The 21576-nt window shown below is 62.8% G+C and carries 22 protein-coding genes; 16 read left to right on the top strand and 6 right to left on the bottom strand.

Going from position 1 to position 21576, the window contains the following annotated elements:
* Positions 1-47 precede the first annotated feature (47 nt).
* Complete coding sequence (locus Q4P21_RS11575) at positions 48-488, top strand: DUF3151 domain-containing protein (protein ID WP_207343425.1); 441 nt, start codon at positions 48-50, stop codon at positions 486-488.
* An 86-nt stretch (positions 489-574) separates the two neighbouring features.
* On the opposite strand, the gene Q4P21_RS11570 is transcribed toward Q4P21_RS11575, so the two are convergent.
* On the bottom strand, positions 575-1342 hold the full coding sequence (locus Q4P21_RS11570; protein WP_303388920.1) for a DUF2249 domain-containing protein: 768 nt from the start codon (positions 1340-1342) through the stop codon (positions 575-577).
* A gap of 74 nt (positions 1343-1416) precedes the next feature.
* Between Q4P21_RS11570 and Q4P21_RS11565 the strand changes: the two genes are divergently transcribed.
* The 4 genes from Q4P21_RS11565 to Q4P21_RS11550 all read left to right on the top strand — a co-directional run bounded on the left by Q4P21_RS11565 (position 1417) and on the right by Q4P21_RS11550 (position 6609).
* Positions 1417-2307 (top strand): metalloregulator ArsR/SmtB family transcription factor, encoded by an 891-nt coding sequence (locus tag Q4P21_RS11565; RefSeq protein ID WP_303388919.1) that lies wholly within the window; start codon positions 1417-1419, stop codon positions 2305-2307.
* Entirely contained in the window at positions 2304-3449 is a 1146-nt protein-coding gene (locus Q4P21_RS11560) for a hypothetical protein (protein WP_303388918.1), read from the top strand. Before Q4P21_RS11565 ends, Q4P21_RS11560 begins: the two co-directional genes overlap by 4 nt.
* 74 nt (positions 3450-3523) lie before the next feature.
* Positions 3524-6172: a multicopper oxidase domain-containing protein gene (locus Q4P21_RS11555; protein ID WP_303388917.1), complete on the top strand. Its 2649-nt coding sequence runs from the start codon at positions 3524-3526 to the stop codon at positions 6170-6172.
* Between the two features lie 89 nt (positions 6173-6261).
* Positions 6262-6609, top strand: a complete 348-nt coding sequence (locus tag Q4P21_RS11550; protein ID WP_303388916.1) for a hypothetical protein — start codon at positions 6262-6264, stop codon at positions 6607-6609.
* A gap of 16 nt (positions 6610-6625) precedes the next feature.
* Here the strand turns inward: Q4P21_RS11550 and Q4P21_RS11545 are convergent, their stop codons facing one another.
* The 4 genes from Q4P21_RS11545 to Q4P21_RS11530 all read right to left on the bottom strand — a co-directional run bounded on the left by Q4P21_RS11545 (position 6626) and on the right by Q4P21_RS11530 (position 10522).
* Positions 6626-8281, bottom strand: a complete 1656-nt coding sequence (locus tag Q4P21_RS11545; RefSeq protein WP_303388915.1) for a DHA2 family efflux MFS transporter permease subunit — start codon at positions 8279-8281, stop codon at positions 6626-6628.
* 171 nt (positions 8282-8452) lie between these two features.
* Complete coding sequence (locus Q4P21_RS11540) at positions 8453-9268, bottom strand: SDR family NAD(P)-dependent oxidoreductase (protein ID WP_303388914.1); 816 nt, start codon at positions 9266-9268, stop codon at positions 8453-8455.
* Positions 9265-9786: a MarR family winged helix-turn-helix transcriptional regulator gene (locus Q4P21_RS11535; protein WP_207343419.1), complete on the bottom strand. Its 522-nt coding sequence runs from the start codon at positions 9784-9786 to the stop codon at positions 9265-9267. The genes Q4P21_RS11540 and Q4P21_RS11535 overlap by 4 nt, the downstream gene beginning before the upstream one ends.
* The gene (locus tag Q4P21_RS11530) at positions 9779-10522 is read right to left on the bottom strand and encodes an SDR family NAD(P)-dependent oxidoreductase (protein ID WP_303388913.1); all 744 of its coding nucleotides are present in this window, start codon (positions 10520-10522) and stop codon (positions 9779-9781) included. Before Q4P21_RS11530 ends, Q4P21_RS11535 begins: the two co-directional genes overlap by 8 nt.
* Positions 10523-10822: 300 nt before the next feature.
* Between Q4P21_RS11530 and Q4P21_RS11525 the strand changes: the two genes are divergently transcribed.
* From Q4P21_RS11525 to Q4P21_RS11475, 11 genes are all read left to right on the top strand, one after another.
* Complete coding sequence (locus Q4P21_RS11525; protein ID WP_303388912.1) at positions 10823-11458, top strand: AmiS/UreI family transporter; 636 nt, start codon at positions 10823-10825, stop codon at positions 11456-11458.
* A gap of 68 nt (positions 11459-11526) precedes the next feature.
* The gene (locus tag Q4P21_RS11520) at positions 11527-11817 is read left to right on the top strand and encodes a zinc ribbon domain-containing protein (protein ID WP_303388911.1); all 291 of its coding nucleotides are present in this window, start codon (positions 11527-11529) and stop codon (positions 11815-11817) included.
* A gap of 51 nt (positions 11818-11868) precedes the next feature.
* A complete protein-coding gene (gene fmdA / locus Q4P21_RS11515) occupies positions 11869-13128 on the top strand; it encodes a formamidase (RefSeq protein ID WP_303388910.1) in 1260 nt (419 codons plus the stop codon).
* Between the two features lie 382 nt (positions 13129-13510).
* Entirely contained in the window at positions 13511-14803 is a 1293-nt protein-coding gene (locus Q4P21_RS11510) for an adenylosuccinate synthase (protein WP_303388909.1), read from the top strand.
* A 155-nt stretch (positions 14804-14958) separates the two neighbouring features.
* Entirely contained in the window at positions 14959-15765 is an 807-nt protein-coding gene (locus tag Q4P21_RS11505; protein ID WP_303388908.1) for a carbon-nitrogen hydrolase family protein, read from the top strand.
* A gap of 61 nt (positions 15766-15826) precedes the next feature.
* Positions 15827-16339 (top strand): SUKH-4 family immunity protein, encoded by a 513-nt coding sequence (locus Q4P21_RS11500; RefSeq protein WP_303388907.1) that lies wholly within the window; start codon positions 15827-15829, stop codon positions 16337-16339.
* Between the two features lie 60 nt (positions 16340-16399).
* Complete coding sequence (locus Q4P21_RS11495) at positions 16400-16816, top strand: CoA-binding protein (RefSeq protein ID WP_303388906.1); 417 nt, start codon at positions 16400-16402, stop codon at positions 16814-16816.
* A gap of 82 nt (positions 16817-16898) precedes the next feature.
* On the top strand, positions 16899-17807 hold the full coding sequence (locus Q4P21_RS11490; protein ID WP_303388905.1) for a polysaccharide deacetylase family protein: 909 nt from the start codon (positions 16899-16901) through the stop codon (positions 17805-17807).
* A 10-nt stretch (positions 17808-17817) separates the two neighbouring features.
* Entirely contained in the window at positions 17818-18387 is a 570-nt protein-coding gene (locus Q4P21_RS11485; RefSeq protein WP_303388904.1) for a dihydrofolate reductase family protein, read from the top strand.
* Positions 18384-18785: an MmcQ/YjbR family DNA-binding protein gene (locus Q4P21_RS11480; protein WP_369598896.1), complete on the top strand. Its 402-nt coding sequence runs from the start codon at positions 18384-18386 to the stop codon at positions 18783-18785. The genes Q4P21_RS11485 and Q4P21_RS11480 overlap by 4 nt, the downstream gene beginning before the upstream one ends.
* Positions 18769-19338, top strand: coding sequence for a DUF1990 family protein (locus Q4P21_RS11475; RefSeq protein ID WP_303388903.1), 570 nt, complete (start codon positions 18769-18771; stop codon positions 19336-19338). The genes Q4P21_RS11480 and Q4P21_RS11475 overlap by 17 nt, the downstream gene beginning before the upstream one ends.
* 210 nt (positions 19339-19548) lie before the next feature.
* Here the strand turns inward: Q4P21_RS11475 and purL are convergent.
* Positions 19549-21576 (bottom strand): phosphoribosylformylglycinamidine synthase subunit PurL (gene purL, locus Q4P21_RS11470; protein WP_303388902.1); only part of this gene is annotated, 2028 nt, incomplete at its 5' end.

Here is a 21576-nt window from a genome sequence, read left to right as displayed (position 1 = left end):
CGAAGCTGCCGCGCAGCTCGGCTCCGCAGGCAAGACGTTCAAATAATATGAGCGAGGATTTTCGTAGAAACCTTCTAGGCCCGGAGCCCACACTGCTCCCGGCCGAGGTGGAGGTTCAGGCACGTCTGGATGCAGGGGATGAGGCGGTTGATTTGGCTGCCGCGAACCCCACGTCCTCACTGCTGTGGGCCATCCTGGCAGATGAGGCGTACGCGGAAGGCCGGACCATTGAGTCGTACGCCTATGCCCGCACCGGCTACCACCGCGGCCTTGACGCGCTGCGTCGCAACGGCTGGCGCGGAACCGGTCCCGTGCCTTACTCGCATGAGGGAAACCGTGGTTTCCTGCGTGCGCTGTATGCGCTGGGCCGTGCCGCGGGCGCCATTGGCGAGTCGGATGAGGCTGCGCGCATCGCCACGTTCTTGAACGACTCCGACCCTGCCGCCATGGCCGCGATCGAGGCTGCGCTGCAGGGTTCAACGCGCTAAGCTGCAACGCTTCAAGCCGAAACGCAAGAGTGCCGCCGATCCGCAAGGGGTCGGCGGCACTTTTGTTGGGTGGGAACCCGTCTGGATTAGTTGCGAACCATGCTCAGCTTCCACAGTTCCGGACCATTTTCCACGTAGTCCACCGTGAACTTGCCTGCGGCACGCTGTTCCAGCTGAGCCAGCAACGGCAGCGGGTTATGGTTGGCGACCAGCAGGATGCCGCGGCCGGTGGTGAGTCCTTCCAATGCGCCGAAGATGGTGGCGTGGCGGATGGCGTGGGGGATGACGCGGGTGTCCAGCTCGGACAGGCCGGGCTCGTCGTGCCCACCGCAGGCACAACCGCCCTGAGCAGGAGCAGCACTTTCAGCCGCAGTTGCGGAGGTGCGGGTCGGCAGCAACTCGGAGAGTGTGACGGCAGGGTTTTGCGCCAGTGCAGGCAGAACGAGTTCGCTGGCTTGGTCCACGAATACGGTCACGGCTTCCTGGAGGGCGCCGCCGGCGTGGACCATTTTGACGGGGGATTCCTGGACTTCCAGTTCCTTCGTTGTAGACACCAGGCGGGTGTTGTGTGAGGCTGCCAACGACGCAATGACCTTGATTGAAGCGACGGAGCTGTCAGCAGATTGGAAGGCGGCTGCGAGGGCGGCCGCCAACGGCAGGAGCTCCTTCTCTGCAAAGTCGACCAGTGCTCCCTGATCCGTTGCTGCCAGTTCTCCGCCCGCAGGATTGGCTGCGGCCGACACGAGGTTGCTGCCGAGGGTGCGCACGGTTCCGGCGGCTTCAGCAAGTCGGGTGCGGGCGTCCTCCAAGGACGCGGCTTCTGTGGAAGAGGAAGCGAGAACAAGATTATTCACGGTCAAAACCTTTCATGACTGCTCGAATTTGTTACGAATGGCGATTCTGCGACTATATTACTACACTTAATCCCGTGGAAAATAAAAGTGCTGTGCCGCCGTCATATGGCCCGAGGCCTGGGCGGCGTGATGCCGTGGCGCCGATTTCCAAGGCTCGCGCAGCTGTGCTGTCAAGGCTGCGCGAAATTGACGGCACACTCAGCGTTGAGCAATTGGCGCTGCAAACGGGTCAGCACGCGAACACAGCCCGTGAACACCTTGAAGCGCTCGTCGAGAACGGCTACGCCACCAGGACGGCAGCTCCCAAAGAAGGTCGGGGCAGGCCGGCCTGGCTATACCAGCCGTCACCCGTGCCAGCTGGTCCTGTGGGATATGCGGCCCTTGCCGCGGCCCTAGCGCAGCATCTGGCTACTCACAGTGAAAACCCCGCAGCCGAAGGCGAAGCAGCTGGGCGCGCCTGGGCGCGTGCCATGCCCGCGGCCGGGTCAAACGGAACTTCCGCCTCAGGCGACGGACTGGCCATCGGGGCAGGGACGGCTAAAGGTGCGCGGTCAGCCAACCGGGCACAACCTTCGGCTGCTGCCGCCAAAGCCACCCGCAGCCATGTGGCCACAGCGCTTGAACAAGCGGGATTCGGTGTGCAAAAGAACCGCGACGCCACTGAACTGACACTGACCGTCTGCCCCATTGTCGAGGCCGCGCGGGAGAACCCAGACGTGGTGTGCGCCGTTCACCTCGGTCTGGTGAAGGAGTTGCTGGTGGGTAGTGGATCGCCGGAGGACGACGTCGAGCTGCTGCCGTTTGCGGGGCCCGGCATCTGCACCCTGCACATGCGCCAGAGTGCAGGACAAACTGGGGCAGGGCAGCCCGGTGCACCTCGCCCGCGCAGTGCTGGTTCGAGTGCATCCAGTTCAGGCGCAGCCCCGAAGGAAGCGGGAGCCGAAGCAGGCCCCGCAACCATATGACTGCGACCAAGCCGGCTGGCACGGAACCAGCCAAAGCCAAACCCCGCCGCCGGCCCAGCGTGCTGCGCAGGCCCGCCTTCCGCATGATGTTCCTGCTGCCCGCCGGAGCAGCCCTGCTCATCGGGCTCAACGCCGGCCTGCAACTTTTGGGAGCCGACGCCCCGCTGAAGATCGACCGTTTCCCCCAAGTCCACGGCATGCTGCTGGTGCTCAGTTTCGTGGGCACCGTCATCTCTCTGGAACGCTCCGTAGCCTTGAACAAGGCATGGGGTTACGCCGCGCCGGCACTGTTGGGAGTCGCCGGCCTGTTGCTGATTTCTCCTCTCGACCTGTGGATCGGCAAGGCCGTGCTGCTGGCCGGGACCATCGTGATGACGGTTGTCTACATCCCGCTGTGGCGCCGCCAGTATGACAACGTGGTGCTCATCCAAATCCTCGGCTCGGTTGCCGCTGTGGCCGCCGCCGCACTGTGGCTGCGCGTGCCCAGCATCCCGGTTTTGCTGCCGTTCCTCATCACCTATGTGGTGCTGACGATCGCCGGCGAACGGCTGGAACTGGCCCGGATCGGCATCAACAGCCCCAAGGCAGAGCCGCTTCTGCTCGCCGCGTCCTTCGCAATTCTGGCCGCCACCACGGCCACACTGTTGTGGCCGTCCGCCGGCTACCCGCTCTACGGGGTGCTGCTGCTGGCCCTCGTCGGCTGGCTCACCGTCTACGACGCCGCCCGCAAAACCATCCGCTCCCAAGGCCTGCCGCGCTACATTGCCGCCTGCCTGCTGGCGGGCTACGGCTGGTTGGCGATCGCCGGCGTCGTGCTGGCACTCCACGATGGGCCGCTGACGGGGGGCTCGTACGACGTCGCCGTCCACGCCGTGTTCCTCGGCTTCACCATCTCCATGATCATGGCCCACGCGCCCGTGATCCTGCCCGCCGTGCTCCGCAAACCACTGCCCTACACGTCCGGTTTTTGGCTGCCTGCAGGACTTTTGCACGTCTCCCTGGCCCTACGATTGGGATTGGGCGACGGCGCTGCCCTCAACGGCGCGTGGGTCACCGGCGGCGTCCTGAACGTCATATCCATCCTGCTGTTCGCCGTCATGGCGGTTTGGCAGGCCACTCATGCGCAGAAAGCAGCAGTGTGAACATCGGTTCCGCACCCACTCCCGGCTCGGGCCCAACGCCAGGCCCAACTCCGGCCACCGCAGGCAGAACACCGATGAACCGGGCAGCCTGGCATCTACGCGCCAACGCACCTGCCATATTTTGGCTGCTGGCGCTCGTGGTGGTGGTGTTGTTCCACCGCAACATTCCCGTCTCCGGCTGGCTCATGGTGCACCTGTTGCTGCTGGGGGCGATCACCAACTCGATCCTCGTGTGGAGCTGGCATTTCGCCCAGGCACTGCTGCGCGGGCCGACCCCCGGCAACCGGGGCATGGTGGCGCGGCTGATCGGCTTGAACGTGGCGGTGGTCCTCGTGGTGGTGTCCATGATCGTCAATGTCTGGGTCCTGACGCTGGTGGGCAGCATCGGGGTCGGGCTGGCCGTTGCCGCCCATGCGGTGGTCCTGGGACTGCGGGCACGCAAGGCTCTGCCATCCCGTTTTGGCCCCACCGTTTGGTACTACGTTGCGGCGTGCCTGCTGTTGCCCGTGGGCGCAGGCGTGGGGGCTGCGCTTGCCTCCGGCCTCAGCGGCGAAGCGCACGTGCGGCTGATGCTGGTCCACGTGAGTGTCAACGTGCTCGGCTTTGTGGGCCTGAGCGTCCTGGGAACGCTCATGACATTGCTGCCAACCATGCTGCGCACAAGAGTGGCCGACGGCGCCGAAGCCGTTGCGCGCCACGGTGCTGTCCCGCTGCTGGCCGGGGTGCTGCTCACAGCCGCCGGCGCCGCTGCCGGGGTCATGTTCCTGTGTTCGGTGGGGCTGGCCGTCTACTTGGGCGGCGTCATCTATATTTCCGTACCGCTGGCGAAGGTGGTGCGATCAAAACGGCCCACGACTTTCGCGCCGTTGTCCGCCATTGCCGCACTGTTTTGGTTGCTGGTTTCGCTCGTGTGGCTGTTGGTACTTTCGTTTTCTGCCGGCAGCTGGGAGGCGCTGCACCGCGGGATCGAGTCGGTGGTGCCCGTGCTTGCCGCAGGCTTTGCCGCCCAGGTGCTCGGTGCTGCGCTGACGTACCTCGTGCCGGTGGTTTTGGGTGGAGGACCCGCCAAGGTCAAGCACCGCACAGCAGTTTTGGACAAGGCCGGCTGGTTCCGCGTGGTGCTGGCCAACGCCGCACTGCTGGTCTCGCTGATGCCCGTGCCCAGCCTGGTGCGCGTGGGAACCACGTTCCTGGTATTTGGCGCGCTGGTCTGGTTCCTGCCGCTGCTGGGAATCGCCTTGTTCAGCAAGGCTCCCGGGGGCCCAACCCAGAAAGCAGGCGCGGGCGCAGCCCAGACACCGGCACCGAAAGCACAGCTGGACAAGGCTGCCGCTGCGTATGACCCGGCCCCGCGCAGAAGGTTGGGTCAGGGCGCAACCGCACTGGCCGTCGTCGTACTGGTCATTGTGGCCGGGATTATTGCCGATCCGCAGTCCATGCCCGGGTTTGCCGCCGTGGTGCAGCAGCCTGCCGTGGTGGCCACGGGTCAAACCACCACGGTGGACATGACCATGAAGGACATGCGTTTTCACCCGGACAAGGTGGACGTGCCGGTGGGGAACAAGCTGGTCATCAACCTGGTCAACGAAGACAACATGGTGCACGACCTCGTCACGGCCATGGGTGCAGAATCCGGGCGGCTGTATCCGGGGGAGAAGGCCACCATCGACGCGGGCGTGATCGGTGCAAATGTGGCTGGTTGGTGCAGCGTGGCCGGGCACCGGCAGCAGGGCATGGTGTTCAGCATCGTGGCCACCGGTGCGGGCGTTACGGCCCCTCCTGCAACACCGACCAACACCATGCCGGGCATGCCGGGCATGGACCACGGCGGTGATTCAGGCCCTCCCGCCGTCTTTGACTTCATGAAGGAACCGGCCGCGGGCTTCAAAGCGCACGACGCCGTGCTGCCGCAGACGCTGGCCGGGACGGTGCACGAGGTGGCCATCAAGGTTACTGAGGAGGAGCGCGAGGTTTCGCCCGGGGTCACCCAACGGTTGTGGCTGTTCAACGGGACGGCACCCGGGCCGACGTTGCACGGCAAGGTGGGCGACAAATTCAAGATCACACTGACGAACGACGGAACCATGGGGCACTCGATCGACTTCCATGCCGGGGCGTTGGCGCCGGATGAACCGATGCGCACCATCAACCCGGGGGAGTCGCTGACGTACAATTTCACGGCCACCCGCGCCGGAATCTGGCTGTACCACTGCAGCACCATGCCCATGAGCCAGCACATTGCCAACGGCATGTTTGGTGCCGTAGTCATCGATCCGCCCAACCTGCCCAAGGTGGACAAGGAATACGTGCTCATCCAGTCCGAGATCTATGCAGGCGGTCAGGGCGGCGTGGCCGACTTGGCGAAGATCCAGGCCGACACGCCCGACGCCGTCGTGTTCAACGGCTACGCGAACCAGTATAAGTTCAGCCCGCTGCCGGCCAAGGTGGGCGAGCGGGTGCGCATCTGGGTGCTCGACGCCGGACCGAACCGGGCCACGTCCTTCCACGTGGTGGGTGGTCAGTTCGACACGGTCTGGAGCGAAGGCCGCTACTTGATTGACGGCTCAGACCCGGCCGCCGGTGCGCAGGTCCTTCCGCTGGCCGCGGCGCAGGGCGGCTTCGTGGAGCTCACGTTCCCGGAGGCCGGCAACTACCCCTTCGTTTCGCACAGCATGGTCGACGCCGAACGCGGCGCGGCCGGGGTGTTCCACATCGAGAAGTGACCGTGGATAATCGGGAAGCATACTGGCTGCACTGAAGGGATATATCCAAGATCGGCCCCAGCCGGGCCCATGAAAGTTGGAGGAGCACCATGACAGCGACGTCAGAAACTTCCCTGGACCTGCTCCATGCCGTTGCGCAACAACTGGCCGCGGAAGGCCCGGTGGAAATCGGCACGATGTTCCGCAGCCCGGGATTGCGCACGGGCACAAAAATCTTTGCATTCCTCGGACATGGCGACTACCTCATCGTGAAGCTGCCGCGCGCCCGCGCCCAAGCGCTCACCTCGGAGGGTGGTGCTGAGCTCGTCACGATGGGCACTCGGACCATGCGTGAGTGGGTGGAGATTCCGGCGCTTGCCGATTATGGCACCACGCTGGCCACCTGGACCGCACTCGCCACGGAGGCACTGCACTTTGTGGGCAACTTGGGCGACTAGTATTCAGGGCTGCTGTCTATTCCGTGTGTGCTTCCCTGGCAATTTTTCGCGCCGCGGCGGCCACTTGGAAAGAGCCCACCAGCCCGATGAACAAGAACACGGCGGCTGCCAGCACTGCGGCACTGGTGGCTTGGGCAAATCCGTTGGATAGTGCGGCAACGGCGCGGGGCCCGGCGTCACCCAGCGGACCGTGGGTGCCCAGTTGGGCCAATTGAGGCACGACGCCGCCCGCTGAATCACGCAGCTGCCCCGCCAAGGTGCCTACTTGGTTCGCGGGAAGCCCCGGAACAGCGGCCAGTAAACCGGTGGCACTGGAAACTGCGTAGTGGGCCAGGACGCTGCCCATAATGGCTGATCCCAACGCCGCACCCAGCTGTCTGACGGTGCTTTGAGTAGCCGAGCCCTGCCCTGACACTGCGGTGGGAATGTCAGCGAGCACCGTTCCCGTCAACTGGGCGGAGGCCAAGCCCAGGCCCAGGCCATAGACCACCAACAGGGCGGCAATGAGCCAGATTGAGGTGGTGGCGGTCATCAGCAGGCCAAGTGCCAGCAACCCGGCAGTCTCCAGCCCCAATCCAATGATCACCACGTTGGGTGGGCCCATCCTCGCGGCCAAGTGCCGGGCGGACGCTCCCGAGAAGAACGCCCCGAGTGCCATGGCTGCCAGCAAGAACCCTGCATCGAGCGTGCCAAGACCCAGAATATTGATCAAGTACAGCGGCAGCACCAGCAGCAGCCCGAATTCGCCAATGGCCACCATCGCCGCAACGGAGTTGCCCCACGAAAACGTCCTGACCCGGAACAACGTAAGGTCCAAAATGGCGGAACGTTCCACCTTGGCCCGGTGCTTTTCCCACACTACAAATCCGGCCAGTAAAACAATGCTCGCCGCCAAGGTCAGCGGGACTGCGGAGATGGCGGCGTCGGCAGGCCAGCTGACGGGACCCAGGCTCAGGGCGCTCTTGGCAGACCACCAACCCAGGGTGGGACCTTCAATCAACGCGAAAACGAACAAACCGAATCCTGCGGCACTGAGCAACAGGCCGAGGATGTCGAACCCCGCCTTGTCATTGGGGGAGCGGGTTTCAGGAACAAAGAACACGGTCCCAATCAGCACGGCCACACCAAGCGGGATGTTCACGATGAAGATCCACTGCCAGGCAAAGGAAGAGGTCAACCAGCCACCCAACAGCGGCCCAATGGCGGCCATGCCGGAGATGACGGCACCCCAGACGGCAAATGCGGTGGTCCTGTCCTTGCCAAAAAAGGTGGAGTTCACGCTCGACAGCGTTGCCGGCAGCACGGCTGCACCACCCACCCCCTGGAGGACGCGGCTCAGAATCAGGGATCCGGCGTCGTGCGAGAGAGCGGCAAAAATACTGCCAACCATGAACAGGACAACGCCAATGATGAACAGCTTCCGGCGCCCAACCCTGTCGCCCAGACGCCCGCTCGTCAGCAGCAGCGCCGCCAGCACCACCGAATACAGGCTGTTCACCCACTGGGCCTCATTCAGGTCAAGGTGGAGGTCGGCAATGATGGTGGGCAGGGAGACGCCGACAATGGTGCCGTCGATGACGATCATGGACAGCCCGGCCGCCAAAACACCCAGCCCGGCCCACTTGTTGCGCGAAGATCCCGCCGTTACATCGAAACTTGTTTGTTGCTGCATACTTCCACGCTACTTTTGCCCGGGCCGCAAACCATCAACCAAGTGGTTGATTCCACCCTCCCCCCTCGACGCTCCTGCAGCTTTCGGCCTTAAAACACAAACGCTCCCACACCAGGTGCGGGAGCGTTTGCGGCGACACCCCGGAAGGTGCGGGAGCGTCGATGGGGGGGATTAGTCCCAGATGTTGTCTCCGCGCAGTGATGCGTCGGCGCCACCGTCGGTGTAGATGGTCTGACCCGTGGTGTGCGTGTTCTCTTCGCTGGTCAGCCACGCCAGCAGGCGGGAGATGACGACGGCCTCGGAGTGGTAGTTCAGCGGCATGGGCACGTGGGAATCCACCATCTGGCGCCCTTCCTCCGTTGCCAGCAGCTGCGTGGTCATGGGGGAGATGACGGTTCCGGGAGCCACGGCGTTCAGCGGGATGCCGGCACCTGCCCAACGCGGGGTGATGGATTCGCGGCGTACCCAGCGGCTCAGTGCACGCTTGCTGGAGGGGTAGTTCAGGTAGCCGGCTTCCGGTCCCTTCTCAGCCAGTGCCGTTCCGACGGCTACGGCCGCAGCTTCGTCGCCGGCGAGGAGGGCGTCGACGAGCTCGGAGGAGTTGGGCTGCAGTGAGGCCATGGAGCTGACGACGACGGCGCGCGGGCTTTCGCTCTTGGCCAGAGTCGGTGCCAAGTGCTCGAGGAATTCGGTGACGCCGAAGTAGTTCACTTTCACGGTCAGCGGGATAGGGGCGGAGATGCCTGCGCAGGCGATGACGGCGTCGACGCGGCCGTTGGCAAGTTCCACGGCCTTCGCTGCTGCAGCAGCGCGGCCTTCGCTGGTGCTCAGGTCGGCTTCAACCTCGGCGCCCTTCAAATCCACGCCGATGACGGTCTCGCCGCGGCCACGGAGCAGGTCCGCGGTGGCAGCCCCAATCCCTGACCCTGCACCGGTGATGATGTAGGTGCGGGCGGGCGATGTTCCGTTACTGGGGGTGGTGGTCATTGCATTGCTCCTTTGATTTCGCCTGTTCCTTGTGAGGCAGGCGTTGAATGGGTGGTGCGGAGGTGGTCGGAAAAATTGATGGTGGATTTCTCCAGTTTTTGCAGCAGCCGGACCAGATCATCGCGATCCTGTTCCGACCAGCCGGTGAGCAGGTCGTCAACCAGGCCGTCCCCGGCCCGAACAAACGTGTCTGCCACGCGCTTTCCTGCTGGAGTGAGCTTGATGAGCTGCGCCCTGGCGTCGGCCGGATCGGGGATGCGTTCCGCCAAGCCGGCTGCGGTCAGGCGGGCCACGATCTTGCTGATGTTCGATGCGCCGGTCACCATGTGATGGGCCAGCAGTGAGGGCCGCTGTGGTCCGTCGGCGGACAGCAGCGTGATGGTGGTGATGGCTCCTGAATCAAGCTCCACACCCTCACGGGCCACTACACCCGTGAGGAAGTCCGGAGCTGTCCACTGCCCGATGATTCGGGTCAGTGAGGTCAGGAGGGCATCCTGGTAACGGCCTTCTTTAGGCACTGGTCCCACCGTCGACCGGCAGCACCACACCTGTGACAAAACTTGCTTCCTCGGACAGCAGCCAAGCGACGGCATTGGCGATTTCCTCGGACTGGCCCAGGCGCTTCATCGGGATTTCAGCGGCGTAGCCGGCCTTGGCTTCCTCAGGCAGTGCCGCCAAGGAGGCGGTTTCAATGGCGCCGGGTGCCACGGCGTTGACGCGGATGCCGAGCGCCGCATTTTCCTTGGCCACGCTGCGGGTGAGGCTGACGACGCCGTGCTTGGACGCCCCGTATGGAGTCAGCTGAGGGGTGGCGGTGATGCCGGCAATGGAGGCGATGTTGACGAGGGAGCCTCTGCCGTTGGCGCGGAAGTGGGCGATCTGGGCCTTCATGGCCAGGAATGTGCCGCGCAGCGTCACGTTGATGACGCGATCCCAGTCCGACTCGGTAATTTCGTTCACCGGCGTGGGCATGACTCCGATGCCGGCATTGTTCACAGCGAGCTCAAAGCTGCCGAACGTTTCGATGGTGAAGTCCACGAGGGCAGCAACGTCGCTTCCCTGGCTGACATCGGCGCGCTTGTATGCGGCCCTGCCGCCGGCGGCCAAGATGAGGTCAACTGTTTCCGTGCCAGCAAGATCATTGATGTCCGAGACAACTACCGCGGCGCCGTCGGCGGCGAGGCGGAGGGCTATTGCGCGTCCGATCCCGGCTCCGGCAGCAGTGACAACGGCGGTTTGGTTTTCAAAACTCATGATGTGTTCTCCTCGGAAAGCTTGATCTCTGCGGGCAATACCATTTACTGTCCTAACGACAGTATACAGGTTTATTGTCGGAAAGACAGTAAATTTTCTCGCTGCCGGGGAAACGGCCCAGTGTTGTTGGTGGTCTGCGCAAGACCGGTGGCAGGCAGCGCCGGGGGCGGCCATCCATTGACGGAACGAACTGATTTAGATAGCTTGTATGAAACTTAGCAAGGGTCCCTAACGGATCCCCCGAAGCACTTGTCTTGTGTTCTACCCCTCAACCCACATAAGCGTTAAGAGGATATTCACATGGGAAATGTTGGATTGTTATACGTCGGCGCGGTCCTGTTCATCAACGGACTGATGCTCATCGGCAAAGTCCCGGGAAAATCGGCGGCCGTGATGAACCTGTTTGTGGGGGCCATGCAGACAATTTTCCCGACCATCATCATTTCCCAAGCAGGCGGAGACCCTGCCGTGATCTTCGGCGCTTCGGGTCTCTTTCTTTTTGGCTTCACCTACCTCTATGTGGGCATCAACCAGCTCTACTCGCTGCCCGGTGACGGGTTGGGTTGGTTCTCGCTCTTCGTGGCGGTCTGTGCCATCGTCTTCGGCACGGTTTTTCTCGTGCACTTCCTTGACCCCGTTGCTGCTGTGATGTGGTATCTCTGGGCGGTTCTGTGGCTCCTGTTCTTCCTGGTTCTCGGGCTGCATATGGACAACCTGACCATTGCCACCGGTTGGTTCACACTGACAGTGGCCCACATTTCAGCCACTATTCCCGCATTGCTGCTGCTCACAGGCGCGTTCGAATCCACAGGCTCCAATGCCCTGTGGATGGCCGCCGCGGGGTTGGCGGCACTTGTCTTCTCCTTTGTCATGGGTCGTCGCGCAGCCAGCACTGCCCCGGTAGAAGTTCACACACCCGTACTGCAGGCCAGTTGAACCATTCCTCCGCCGCAACTTGAGGCTTTACCCACCATCCTTCAGCGCAAACCCTAGGAGATCCAGCAATGCCGTTGTATGAATTCCGTTGTCCCACCGGCGACCAGTTCGAGGCGTCGTTCTCCATGAGCCAGGTACCTCAGCTGCTGGATTGTCCCGATTGTGGACAAAAGGCACGGCGCCGAATTGGCACGCCAAGGCTCTCCCTTGCCGGCTCGGCCGAGTTCAAACTCATTGATTCAACCAAACGCAGCGCCCATGAGCCCAACGTGGTGTCCAACAAGCTGCCGCCCACCGGTCGAAGTTCACCCACCCGCTACACGGGCAATCCGCTGCACCAAAAACTTCCGCGCCCATAAGGGCGCGAAGGGAAGAACACACATCAAGAAGCGTTCGTTAGGAGAAATACAATGCCTGAAGTACTGTTCCCTCTCGATTCAGCCAAGAAATTCGAGGATCAGGAAAAGCTCGGCCACAACCGCTGGCACCCGGAAATCCCGCCGGTGGCCACGGTCAAGCCAGGGCAGTCGTTCCGGGTGGACTGCCGGGAATGGTTCGACGGAGCCATCCTCGACGACGACTCTGCCGAGGACATGCTCAATGCACCTCTTCTGACCGTCCACAAACTCTCCGGCCCGTTTGCCGTGGAAGGTGCCAAGCCCGGAGACCTGCTCATCGTTGACATCCTTGATGTGGGGCCCATCCCGCAGGAAGACTCCGGCCCGCTGGCCGGGCAGGGCTGGGGCTACACCGGCATCTTCTCCAAGAACAATGGCGGCAGCTTTCTGGTGGATCAGTTCCCGGATGCGTACAAGGCGATCTGGGACTTCACCGGTCAAGTCGCAACTTCCCGCCACATCCCTGAAGTCCGTTTCGAAGGGCTCATCCACCCCGGCTTGATGGGCACCGCACCGTCCGCGCAACTCCTGGCCAAATGGAATAAGCGCGAAGGTGACCTCATTGCCACAGACCCGCTGCGTGTGCCGCCGCTGGCTCTTCCTCCGGAGGCCGAACATGCCGTCCTCGGCGGGCTGCCCCGGGACCAGTGGGCACGTGTTGGTTCCGAAGGTGCCCGGACCGCGCCACCACGCGAAAACGGCGGAAACCAGGACATCAAGAACCTGTCCAAGGGATCGCGCATCTTCTACCCGGTGTTTGTTGACGGGGCCAACCTGTCCGTCGGTGACCTCCACTTCTCCCAGGGCGACGGCGAGATCACGTTCTGCGGTGCCATCGAGATGGGCGGGTTCATTGACCTGCGAGTGGACATCCTCAAGGGTGGAATGGATACCTACGGGGTGAGCGAGCACGCGATTTTCATGCCAGGACGGGTGGAGCCGCGGTTCAGTGAGTGGCTTGCGTTCTCCGGCACCTCCGTCACCCTCGACGGCGAACAGCGCTACCTCGATTCGCACTTGTCCTACCAGCGCGCATGCCTGCACGCCATCGACTACCTGGTCAAGTTCGGCTACAGCCCGGAGCAGGCCTACCTGCTGTTGGGTGCAGCACCCATCGAAGGACGCCTGTCCGGGGTGGTTGACATCCCCAACTCCTGCTCCACCGTCTACCTGCCCACAGCCATGTTTGACTTCGACGTCCGGCCCTCCGCCTCCGGGCCGCACCAAGTCAACCCCGGCATTGGGGCACCCCGAGCAGCCAACGCCGGGTAATTCCGGAGCACTATAGGTAACTCCCGTTACACCGGCGGCGGGGCTGCGCGGGTCATGTCCAGCACATGGCTCACGCACCCCCGCCGTTGCCGGGCGCCAGCCGATAAACCCTCCCTCCAGCACATCCAGGGCCTGCTGTGTCAACGAGAATGTCTGCGAGTTCCGCGACCGACTCGCGACTTCGATGTGCACCTTTCGGAGTCGTTCCGGTAAACTCCAAAAGTAAGACCCCCTTTTTCGCTTGGCCGTGGGCAGAGGTGCGTTTTGCGCATACACGTTCCGCCAAGTGGTTTCCAAGGGGTATTTTCGTGTCCGGACGATGCACGGCAATCGCCGAATCATGCAGCGCCCGGCTCAACTTATGAGCAAGGGGGAGGGTCCCATGCCAGCAATCGTAATCGTCGGCGCCCAGTGGGGTGACGAAGGAAAAGGCAAGGCCACAGATCTTTTAGGTGGTTTAGTCGACTATGTGGTGAAGCCCAACGGTGGAAACAACGCCGGGCACACTGTCGTCGTCGGCGGTGAGAAGTATGAGCTCAAGCTCCTTCCCGCAGGTATTTTGAGTCCCAACGCAACACCCATCATTGGTAATGGCTGCGTGGTGAACCTCGAGGCGTTGTTCGAGGAAATGGAAGGCCTTGAGGCTCGCGGGGCGGACACGTCCAAACTGCGCATTTCCGCCAACGCGCATCTGGTGGCCCCGTACCATCAGGTTCTTGACAAGGTGACGGAGCGTTTCCTGGGCAAGCGCGCCATCGGCACCACCGGCCGCGGCATTGGCCCGGCCTACATGGACAAGGTGGCCCGCCTGGGCATCCGCGTCCAGGACGTCTTTGACGAGTCCATCCTGCGCCAAAAGGTGGAAGGCTCGCTGAAGCAGAAGAACGAGCTGCTGGTCAAGGTCTACAACCGCCGCGATGTGGAAGTCGAGGAAGTAGTTGACTACTTCCTCAGCTTCGCCGAGCGTCTGCGCCCCATGGTCATTGACGCAACCTATGTATTGAATGAGGCTCTTGACCGCGGTGAAGTGGTGCTCATGGAGGGTGGTCAGGCCACGTTCCTGGACGTTGACCACGGCACCTACCCGTTCGTGACCTCTTCCAACCCGACCGCCGGTGGCGCCTCGGTTGGTTCAGGCATTGGCCCCACCCGCATCACCCGCGCGGTGGGTATCATCAAGGCCTACACCACCCGTGTTGGCGCAGGGCCGTTCCCCACCGAACTGTTCGATGACATGGGCATCTACCTGCAGAAAACCGGCGGCGAATTCGGTGTGAACACCGGCCGTCCGCGCCGTTGCGGCTGGTACGATGCCGTCCTGGCCCGCCATGCATCCCGCGTGAACGGCTTCACGGACTACTTCCTCACGAAACTGGACGTGCTCACCGGGATCGAAGAGATCCCCGTATGCGTGGCCTACGACGTGGACGGTGTCCGCTTTGACGAGATGCCCATGACGCAGACCGACTTCCACCACGCAAAGCCTATTTTCGAGTACTTCCCGGGCTGGACCGAAGACATCACCACGGCCCGCACCATGGAAGACCTCCCGGAGAACGCACGAAACTACGTGTTGGCACTGGAAGGCATGTCTGGCACACGGATCTCCGCCATCGGCGTTGGCCCTGACAGGGACCAGACGATCGTGCGCCACGATCTGATCACCGGAAGCTGACTTCTACCCGGCAAAAAGGGAAGGACGACGGCGGAACTTGGGTTCCGGCGTCGTCCTTCCCTTTTTGCCGGGGGAAATTATTCTCCCGCGAACATGGGCGAGTGCGGGAAGGACTAGGCTTGGTGTACAGGAACCCGGCGGAAGGACCCACGGCCATGAAAGTCAGTGTTGGACAGTTCAATCCCAGTGCAGATGTTGCAGGGAACCTTGCCACGATGCGCAGGCTTTCCGCTGCTGCGGCCGAAGAGGGCAGCAAGCTCATTCTGTTCCCGGAAGAAGCCATGTTCTCGGTGGGTAAGGTGGTGGGTGACTTTGCCGCCGCCGTCGACGCCCAATGGACTACGTTCGTCAAGGGCTTGTCACTGATCGCTGCCGACCTCGGGATCGCCGTCATTGCCGGAGGCTATGAAGCCAGCGGTGAAGCGCGCCCCTACAACACGGTTGTCGCTGTGGATGACGGCGGCGAAATCTTGGGAACGTACCGGAAGCTGCACCTTTTCGACGCTTTCTCCTATCAGGAATCCAAGCGGATCAAGCCCAGTGAAAAGGGCATCACGATCGTGGAAATTGGTGGCTTCAAAGTCGGCCTCATGACCTGCTACGACATCCGCTTCCCCGAATTGGCGCGCACCTTGGCAGTCTCAGGTGCGGATTTGATCTGTGTGGCTGCGGCCTGGTTCAAGGGCGAGCACAAGGTGGATCACTGGGAGACGCTGATGAAGGCCCGGGCCATAGAAAATACTGTGTGGATGGCGGCAGCGGGGACGTCAAGCGAGCACTGCATTGGGCATTCGGTGATTCTGGACCCCATGGGCATTCCCGTGGATTTCCTTGGCGATGAATCCGAAGGTGTGGCCACGGCAGACGTGACACACAAACGCATTGAAGACGTTCGCGAGTTCCTTCCGGTGCTGCGAAACCGACGTTTTGAAAGTAGTTCAGTGGTTGCACCGGTGGCTTAAAGTTCTCGTTGACGCAGCCAGCGGCAGTGATTAGTGTCAGCACTAGAAGGAGGAGGTAGTCATGAACGACAGCAGAATTTGGTCGGTACTGAAGCCCATGCATCCGGCTGTGCTGGAGGACATGCCGCTGGATGGCACTTGGCTGGAACCCCCGTTTGCCAACGACGCCGCAGGGCGGGCCGTCGTTTGCAATGACGGTGATTTCCAATTCGTTGTGGTGAACCGCAAAAGCGGGGCCGTTCTGTACGTCTGTGAAGACGAGGAAACGCTGATGGCCTCCTCCCTGGCCACCCTGCCAGCCATTGTTGCTGCGTGGAACTCCATCGACAACGACACCGTGGGGCCCGAAGACGACGAAGATTTTTCGGCGGTGAAGAAATCCTTCCAGGAACAACTGCAACTTTTGGATCCGCAGGCAGCTGCCACCAATGAGTTCTGGTCCCTGTACACGGATGAACTCACCAACGAAGACTATGTGGACATTGACGACGTGCCTGTTGAGGAAGAGGATCCGGAACCGGACTCCGGAGACAATGACAGGCCCGGCGCCGACGAGTCGTTCGTGGACGCCTGAGCATCCAGCCAACCGCCGTAGCTTTAGGGCATCCGTGGCTGGGACGATTAGGCTTCAAACATGGCACAAATCAATGATCCGCAGACTATTCGACGCTTGCTGACGACGCCGGGGCGGTGGGCCGTTGTGGGCCTGTCGAAGAACCCGCTGCGCCCTGCCGTAGACGTCTCGTATTTCCTGCAACAGGACCTGGGCCACGAGATCATCCCCGTCAGTTTGAAGGGTGACGACGTGCACGGAGCGACAGGATACAAAACGCTTGCCGAAGTACCTGGGAGCATCGACGTGGTGGATTGTTTTGTGAATTCCACGAAAGTGGGGGCCGTGGTGGATGAAGCAATTGCGGTGGGGGCCAAAGCGGTCTGGCTGCAATTGGGTGTGGTGGATGAGGAAGCGGCCCAACGTGCCCTGCAAGCCGGCCTTGACGTAGTGATGGACACATGCCCCAAAATTGAGGCCGCAAGAATCGGGCTTTAAGTAATCTGACACAGGCACTCAGGCGTTAACCCACTGACCCCAGACCACAGTACAAACTAGAAGTTCTGTTAAGAAAGACTCCATGCCACGTCATTTTCGTCGAGCCCGCCCCCGCGCCCGGTTGATTGGATTCATCACCCTGGCCTTGGCTTTCGCTCTGGTGGCAACGGGCATTTGGTGGGTGGCCCCATTCACAGGCGCCGGGCCTGGCTCCACAGCGACTGATGCGCTCACAACAGCTCCCAGCACCACACCCTCCAGCGCCACAGCGGCAGGTGATCCGGATCAGCTGGCTCAAGTGCCGGCGTCGTCCATTCCCAGCAGTGCTGCGCCGACGAACCCGGCCACGGGGCGCGTGGACACGCTGGACTGGCTGGTCCCGGACTATGTTCTGCCGCCCATTGAGAACGGCATGGTTCCGGTGCTGACGAGGGTACCCACCGAGCAAAAAGTGGTGTTTTTGACGATCGACGACGGCGCGGTGAAGCGGGATTCAGACTTGGCCCTGCTGGAGCAGCACGGGATCAAGGCCTCGCTTTTTCTGGCGCACAACTTCATTGCCGGGGAGCCGCAATTCTACGAAAAGTACACGGCTGCCGGGCACCTGATTGAGAACCACTCCATGACCCACAATTTGGGGTTCATTCAGCTGAGCTATGAAGCGCAAAAAGCTGAGATCTGCGGCATGGCCGACTTCGAGGAGCAGCACTACGGACGCCGGCCGGTGTTCTTCAGGCCACCGGGCGGCCCCTACACCCAGGCCACTCGCCAAGCCGCCGCAGCATGCGGGCTAAAGGCCATTGTTGACTGGGAAGCGAAGGCCAATGCCAGGGGCATGGACTATCAAGTGGGGGCAGGGTTGCGCCCCGGAGACATTGTCCTGATGCATTTCCGCCCGGAGTTCCCGGAGGACTTGGCGGCGTTCGTTGCGGCACAACAAGCGGCGGGGCTGAAGGTCGTGCTGCTCGAGGACTACCTGGCCACCCGGTAGCGTTGAGCCCATGACACGATTTGTGTACTACACGGCAGCTACGCTCAACGGCTTTCTGGCGGATGAAGAGCACTCGCTGGATTGGCTCTTTGCTGTCGAAGATACCGGTGGCCCGGACATGGCGGATTTCATGAACGGTGTGGGCGTCTTCGTGGAGGGCTCCTCCACGTATGAATGGGTGCTGCAGGCTGAGAACCTTTTGGCTGAACCCCACAGGTGGCAGCAATTTTACGGTTCGCGGCCCACCTACGTCTTTTCCAGCCGCCCCTTGCCCGTACCGGACGGTGCGGACGTGCGCTTCGTCAACGGCGACGTGGCCGCGGTCCTGGGTGAACTCAGGGCGGTGGCCGGCTCGCGGAACGTTTGGGTGGTGGGTGGAGGGGAGCTGGCCGGGCAGTTCCTGGACTGCGGTGCGCTCGATGAACTTGTCATCACTTTTGCACCGGCCACCCTCGCCGCGGGTGCACCACTGCTGCCACGGAATGTGGGGGCCGATAGGCTCAAACTGCAAAGCGCAAGCCAGCAGGGACAATTTGCCGTGCTCTCCTATGCCGTTCTGACTCCAGGGAGCAAGGCGTGAGCGAAACTGGTAAAAGACTTCGTTCCGCAGCACTGTCCATGCCCGGCGCTTACGAAGACTTCCCCTTTGGGCCGGAAACGAGCGTCTTCAAGGTGAAGGCACCCGGAGGTGGCGATCGTCCGGGAAAAGTGTTTGCCCTGAGTGACCTTGACGGGCTGCCGCTATGCATCAGCTACAAGTGCGACCCCGAACTGGCTCCAGCCTTGCGGGCCGCGAATCCAGGCATTACCGCTGGCTACCACTTGAACAAACGGCATTGGAACACGGTGGACACCTCGGCGGTGGAGGAACGAATGGTGTTGGAAATGATGGAAGACTCCTATGATCTGGTGGTTGCCGGACTGCCCAAGAAACTGCAACAAGCCTTGAAGTGGAGTGCACATGTCGCGAAAAGCTAACCTGGACTACCCGTTCCTGGGGCTCACCCGGTTGATGGCACACAAGCCTGCCGGGGACGGCCACTGGCCCAAGGGCTTCGGTCATGTGGACAAGACGCTCTCCGTGGGCCAAGGGGAGGAGGCATTTGCGGCGCTGGCCGAAGGCGTCCTGAGTTGGGAGATCCAGAAACGTGCCGGCCTGCGAGTGGCGGCACCGCCGCGAGCCGTGGTGGGTGCGAAGGTGCTTAGTGGCTTCGGTGTGGGAAACCTGCGCCTGCCCGTGCCCTGCGAGGTGGTGTGGGCCATGGAACCGCAGAAGGCGGCGGGCCCGGACGGCGCGGACGTTCAGATGGCGGGGTTCGGCTACGGGACGCTGCCTGGGCATCCGGCGGTGGGTGAGGAAGCGTTCATCGCGATGATGACGGCCGACGGCGGTGTGCAGTTCAGGCTGCTGGCCTTCAGTAAGCCGGCTGGACTGATTTTTAAGCTGGGCGCCCCTGTCACAAAACTGACTCAGGCTGGTGTCTCGCGTTCCTATCAGCAGGCTGCCCGCTCACTCGCCGGCGGCTTCTAGCGCCTGTTTGCTGACTTGAGCGGGCCGCGTCGTGGCGGCAGACCCCCACCCGGTACGTAGAGCCGGGCTTTGTGCGCTTCGTTAGTAGCGAACGGGGCGCCATATCTGCACTGGCGTCCAGCCCACCATGAACTGTGCGCAGAAAGAAACCCCGGCCGGCTTCGAAATGAGCTGACCGGGGTATTCTGTGTGGACTTACAGCGTGTGGACTCAGCCGAAGTACTTCGGCAGTGTCCCCTCGTGGGCTTCGCGGAGTTCCTCCAGCGGGACGCTGAACAGGCCCTGCACGTCCAGGGCGCCGCCGGCGGCGTCCACCACTCCGATGCGGGAGACGGGGAAGCGCCTTGCGGTGCACATGTCGTTGAAGCGGACTTCTTCGCTGCGTGGCACGGCCACGATGGCACGTCCCTGCGTTTCGGAGAACAGCAGCGTGAAGGTGTCGACGCCGTCGCGGGCGGCAACTTCGTCCAGTGCCACGCGGGCGCCGGTGTTGAAGCGCAGCGCCGACTCAACGAGGGCCGCTGCAAGGCCACCTTCGGAGAGGTCGTGGGCGGAGTCGATCATGCCGTCGCGGGAGGCGTTGATGAGGATTTCGCCCAATTCACGCTCGCGTTCCAAGTCCACGGCCGGCGGGAGACCACCCAGGTGTCCGCGCAGGTTGGCCCACTCGGAGCCGTCCATGTCATCGGCGGTGGTTCCGAGCAGGTAAATGGCCTGCCCGTCCTCAGCCCAGCCCGACGGCGTACGGCGGGCAACGTCGTCGAACTTGCCCAGCACTGCCACCACGGGGGTGGGGTGGATGGGCGTGCTGCCGGTCTGGTTGTACAGCGAAACGTTGCCGCCGGTGACCGGGATGCCCAGCACCATGCAGGCGTCGGAGAGCCCACGGATGGCTTCGGCGAGCTGCCACATGACGTCCGGGTCTTCGGGGGAGCCGAAGTTCAGGCAGTCGCTGACGGCCATGGGGATGGCGCCGGAGGTGGCGACGTTGCGGTAGGCCTCGGCCAGGGCCAGCTGGGCGCCATGGTACGGGTCCAGGAAGGTGTAGCGGCCGTTGGCGTCGGTGGCCAGGGCAACGCCGAGTCCGGTTTCCTCGTCGACACGGATCACGCCGGCGTCGTCGGGGAAGGCCATGGCGGTGTTGCCGCCCACGTAGCGGTCGTACTGGTTGGTGATCCAGTCCTTTGAGCACATGTTGGGGGAGGCGACGAGTTCCAGCACGGCGGCCTTGAGCTCGTCGGCGGTGGCTGGGCGTCCGGAGTCGGCGGTGGAGCCGTTGAACACGTCGGCCTGCAACGCATCCTGCCAGTTCGGGCGTGCGTACGGGCGGTCATAGACGGGGCCGTCGTGGGCCACGGTGCGCGGGTCGACGTCGACAATGACTGCGCCGTCCCACTTGATGATCAAGCGGCCCGTGGCGGTGACTTCGCCGAGCCAGGAGTACTCCACGGCCCACTTGTCCATGACGGCCTCAAAGGCTGCCACATTCGCGGGCGAGACCACTGCCATCATGCGTTCCTGGGACTCCGACATCAGGATTTCACCCGGGGTCAGGGAGGGGTCGCGCAACAGCACGGACGTCAGCTCAACTTCCATGCCGCCGTCGCCGTTGGAGGCCAGCTCACTGGTGGCGCAGGAAATGCCTGCCGCGCCGAGGTCTTGGATGCCTTCAACGAGGGAACCCTTGAACAGTTCCAGGCAGCACTCGATGAGCACCTTCTCGGCGAAGGGATCGCCAACCTGCACGGCGGGACGCTTGGAAGGCTTCGTGTCATCGAAGGATTCCGAGGACAGGATCGAGGCCCCGCCAATGCCGTCGCCACCGGTGCGGGCGCCGAACAGCACAACTTTGTTGCCCTTGCCGGAAGCGTTGGCCAGGCGGATGTCCTCGTGGCGCATGACGCCCACTGCCAGCGCATTAACCAGCGGGTTGCCCTGGTACACCGAGTCAAAGACCATTTCGCCACCGATGTTCGGCAGGCCCAGGGAGTTGCCGTAGCCGCCAATGCCGGCCACTGCCCCGTGCATGACGCGTGCGGTGTCCGGGTGGTCGATGGCGCCGAAGCGCAGCGGGTCCATGACGGCCACGGGACGTGCGCCCATGGAGATGATGTCACGGACAATGCCGCCGATGCCGGTTGCGGCACCCTGGTACGGCTCGATCATGGAGGGGGAGTTGTGGGATTCAATCTTGAACGTCACGGCCCAGCCGTCGCCCAGGTTGGTGACACCGGCGTT

Source organism: Arthrobacter sp., from assembly GCF_030540645.1.
GTDB lineage: Bacteria > Actinomycetota > Actinomycetes > Actinomycetales > Micrococcaceae > Specibacter.
Note: the sequence above shows the minus strand (reverse complement) of the source record. Positions and strands in the feature narration are given on the sequence as shown.

Bases quoted from the DNA above. Each gene is read 5' to 3' on its own strand.
- Q4P21_RS11500 (WP_303388907.1), top strand. From the start codon at position 15,827: ATGAACGACAGCAGAATTTGGTCGGTACTGAAGCCCATGCATCCGGCT.
- Q4P21_RS11560 (WP_303388918.1), top strand. From the start codon at position 2,304: ATGACTGCGACCAAGCCGGCTGGCACGGAACCAGCCAAAGCCAAACCC.
- Q4P21_RS11545 (WP_303388915.1), bottom strand. From the start codon at position 8,281: ATGCAGCAACAAACAAGTTTCGATGTAACGGCGGGATCTTCGCGCAAC.
- Q4P21_RS11530 (WP_303388913.1), bottom strand. From the start codon at position 10,522: ATGAGTTTTGAAAACCAAACCGCCGTTGTCACTGCTGCCGGAGCCGGG.
- Q4P21_RS11510 (WP_303388909.1), top strand. From the start codon at position 13,511: ATGCCAGCAATCGTAATCGTCGGCGCCCAGTGGGGTGACGAAGGAAAA.
- Q4P21_RS11475 (WP_303388903.1), top strand. From the start codon at position 18,769: ATGTCGCGAAAAGCTAACCTGGACTACCCGTTCCTGGGGCTCACCCGG.
- Q4P21_RS11550 (WP_303388916.1), top strand. From the start codon at position 6,262: ATGACAGCGACGTCAGAAACTTCCCTGGACCTGCTCCATGCCGTTGCG.
- Q4P21_RS11540 (WP_303388914.1), bottom strand. From the start codon at position 9,268: ATGACCACCACCCCCAGTAACGGAACATCGCCCGCCCGCACCTACATC.
- Q4P21_RS11505 (WP_303388908.1), top strand. From the start codon at position 14,959: ATGAAAGTCAGTGTTGGACAGTTCAATCCCAGTGCAGATGTTGCAGGG.
- Q4P21_RS11495 (WP_303388906.1), top strand. From the start codon at position 16,400: ATGGCACAAATCAATGATCCGCAGACTATTCGACGCTTGCTGACGACG.
- Q4P21_RS11520 (WP_303388911.1), top strand. From the start codon at position 11,527: ATGCCGTTGTATGAATTCCGTTGTCCCACCGGCGACCAGTTCGAGGCG.
- fmdA (WP_303388910.1), top strand. From the start codon at position 11,869: ATGCCTGAAGTACTGTTCCCTCTCGATTCAGCCAAGAAATTCGAGGAT.
- Q4P21_RS11555 (WP_303388917.1), top strand. From the start codon at position 3,524: ATGAACCGGGCAGCCTGGCATCTACGCGCCAACGCACCTGCCATATTT.
- Q4P21_RS11485 (WP_303388904.1), top strand. From the start codon at position 17,818: ATGACACGATTTGTGTACTACACGGCAGCTACGCTCAACGGCTTTCTG.
- Q4P21_RS11490 (WP_303388905.1), top strand. From the start codon at position 16,899: ATGCCACGTCATTTTCGTCGAGCCCGCCCCCGCGCCCGGTTGATTGGA.
- Q4P21_RS11525 (WP_303388912.1), top strand. From the start codon at position 10,823: ATGGGAAATGTTGGATTGTTATACGTCGGCGCGGTCCTGTTCATCAAC.
- Q4P21_RS11575 (WP_207343425.1), top strand. From the start codon at position 48: ATGAGCGAGGATTTTCGTAGAAACCTTCTAGGCCCGGAGCCCACACTG.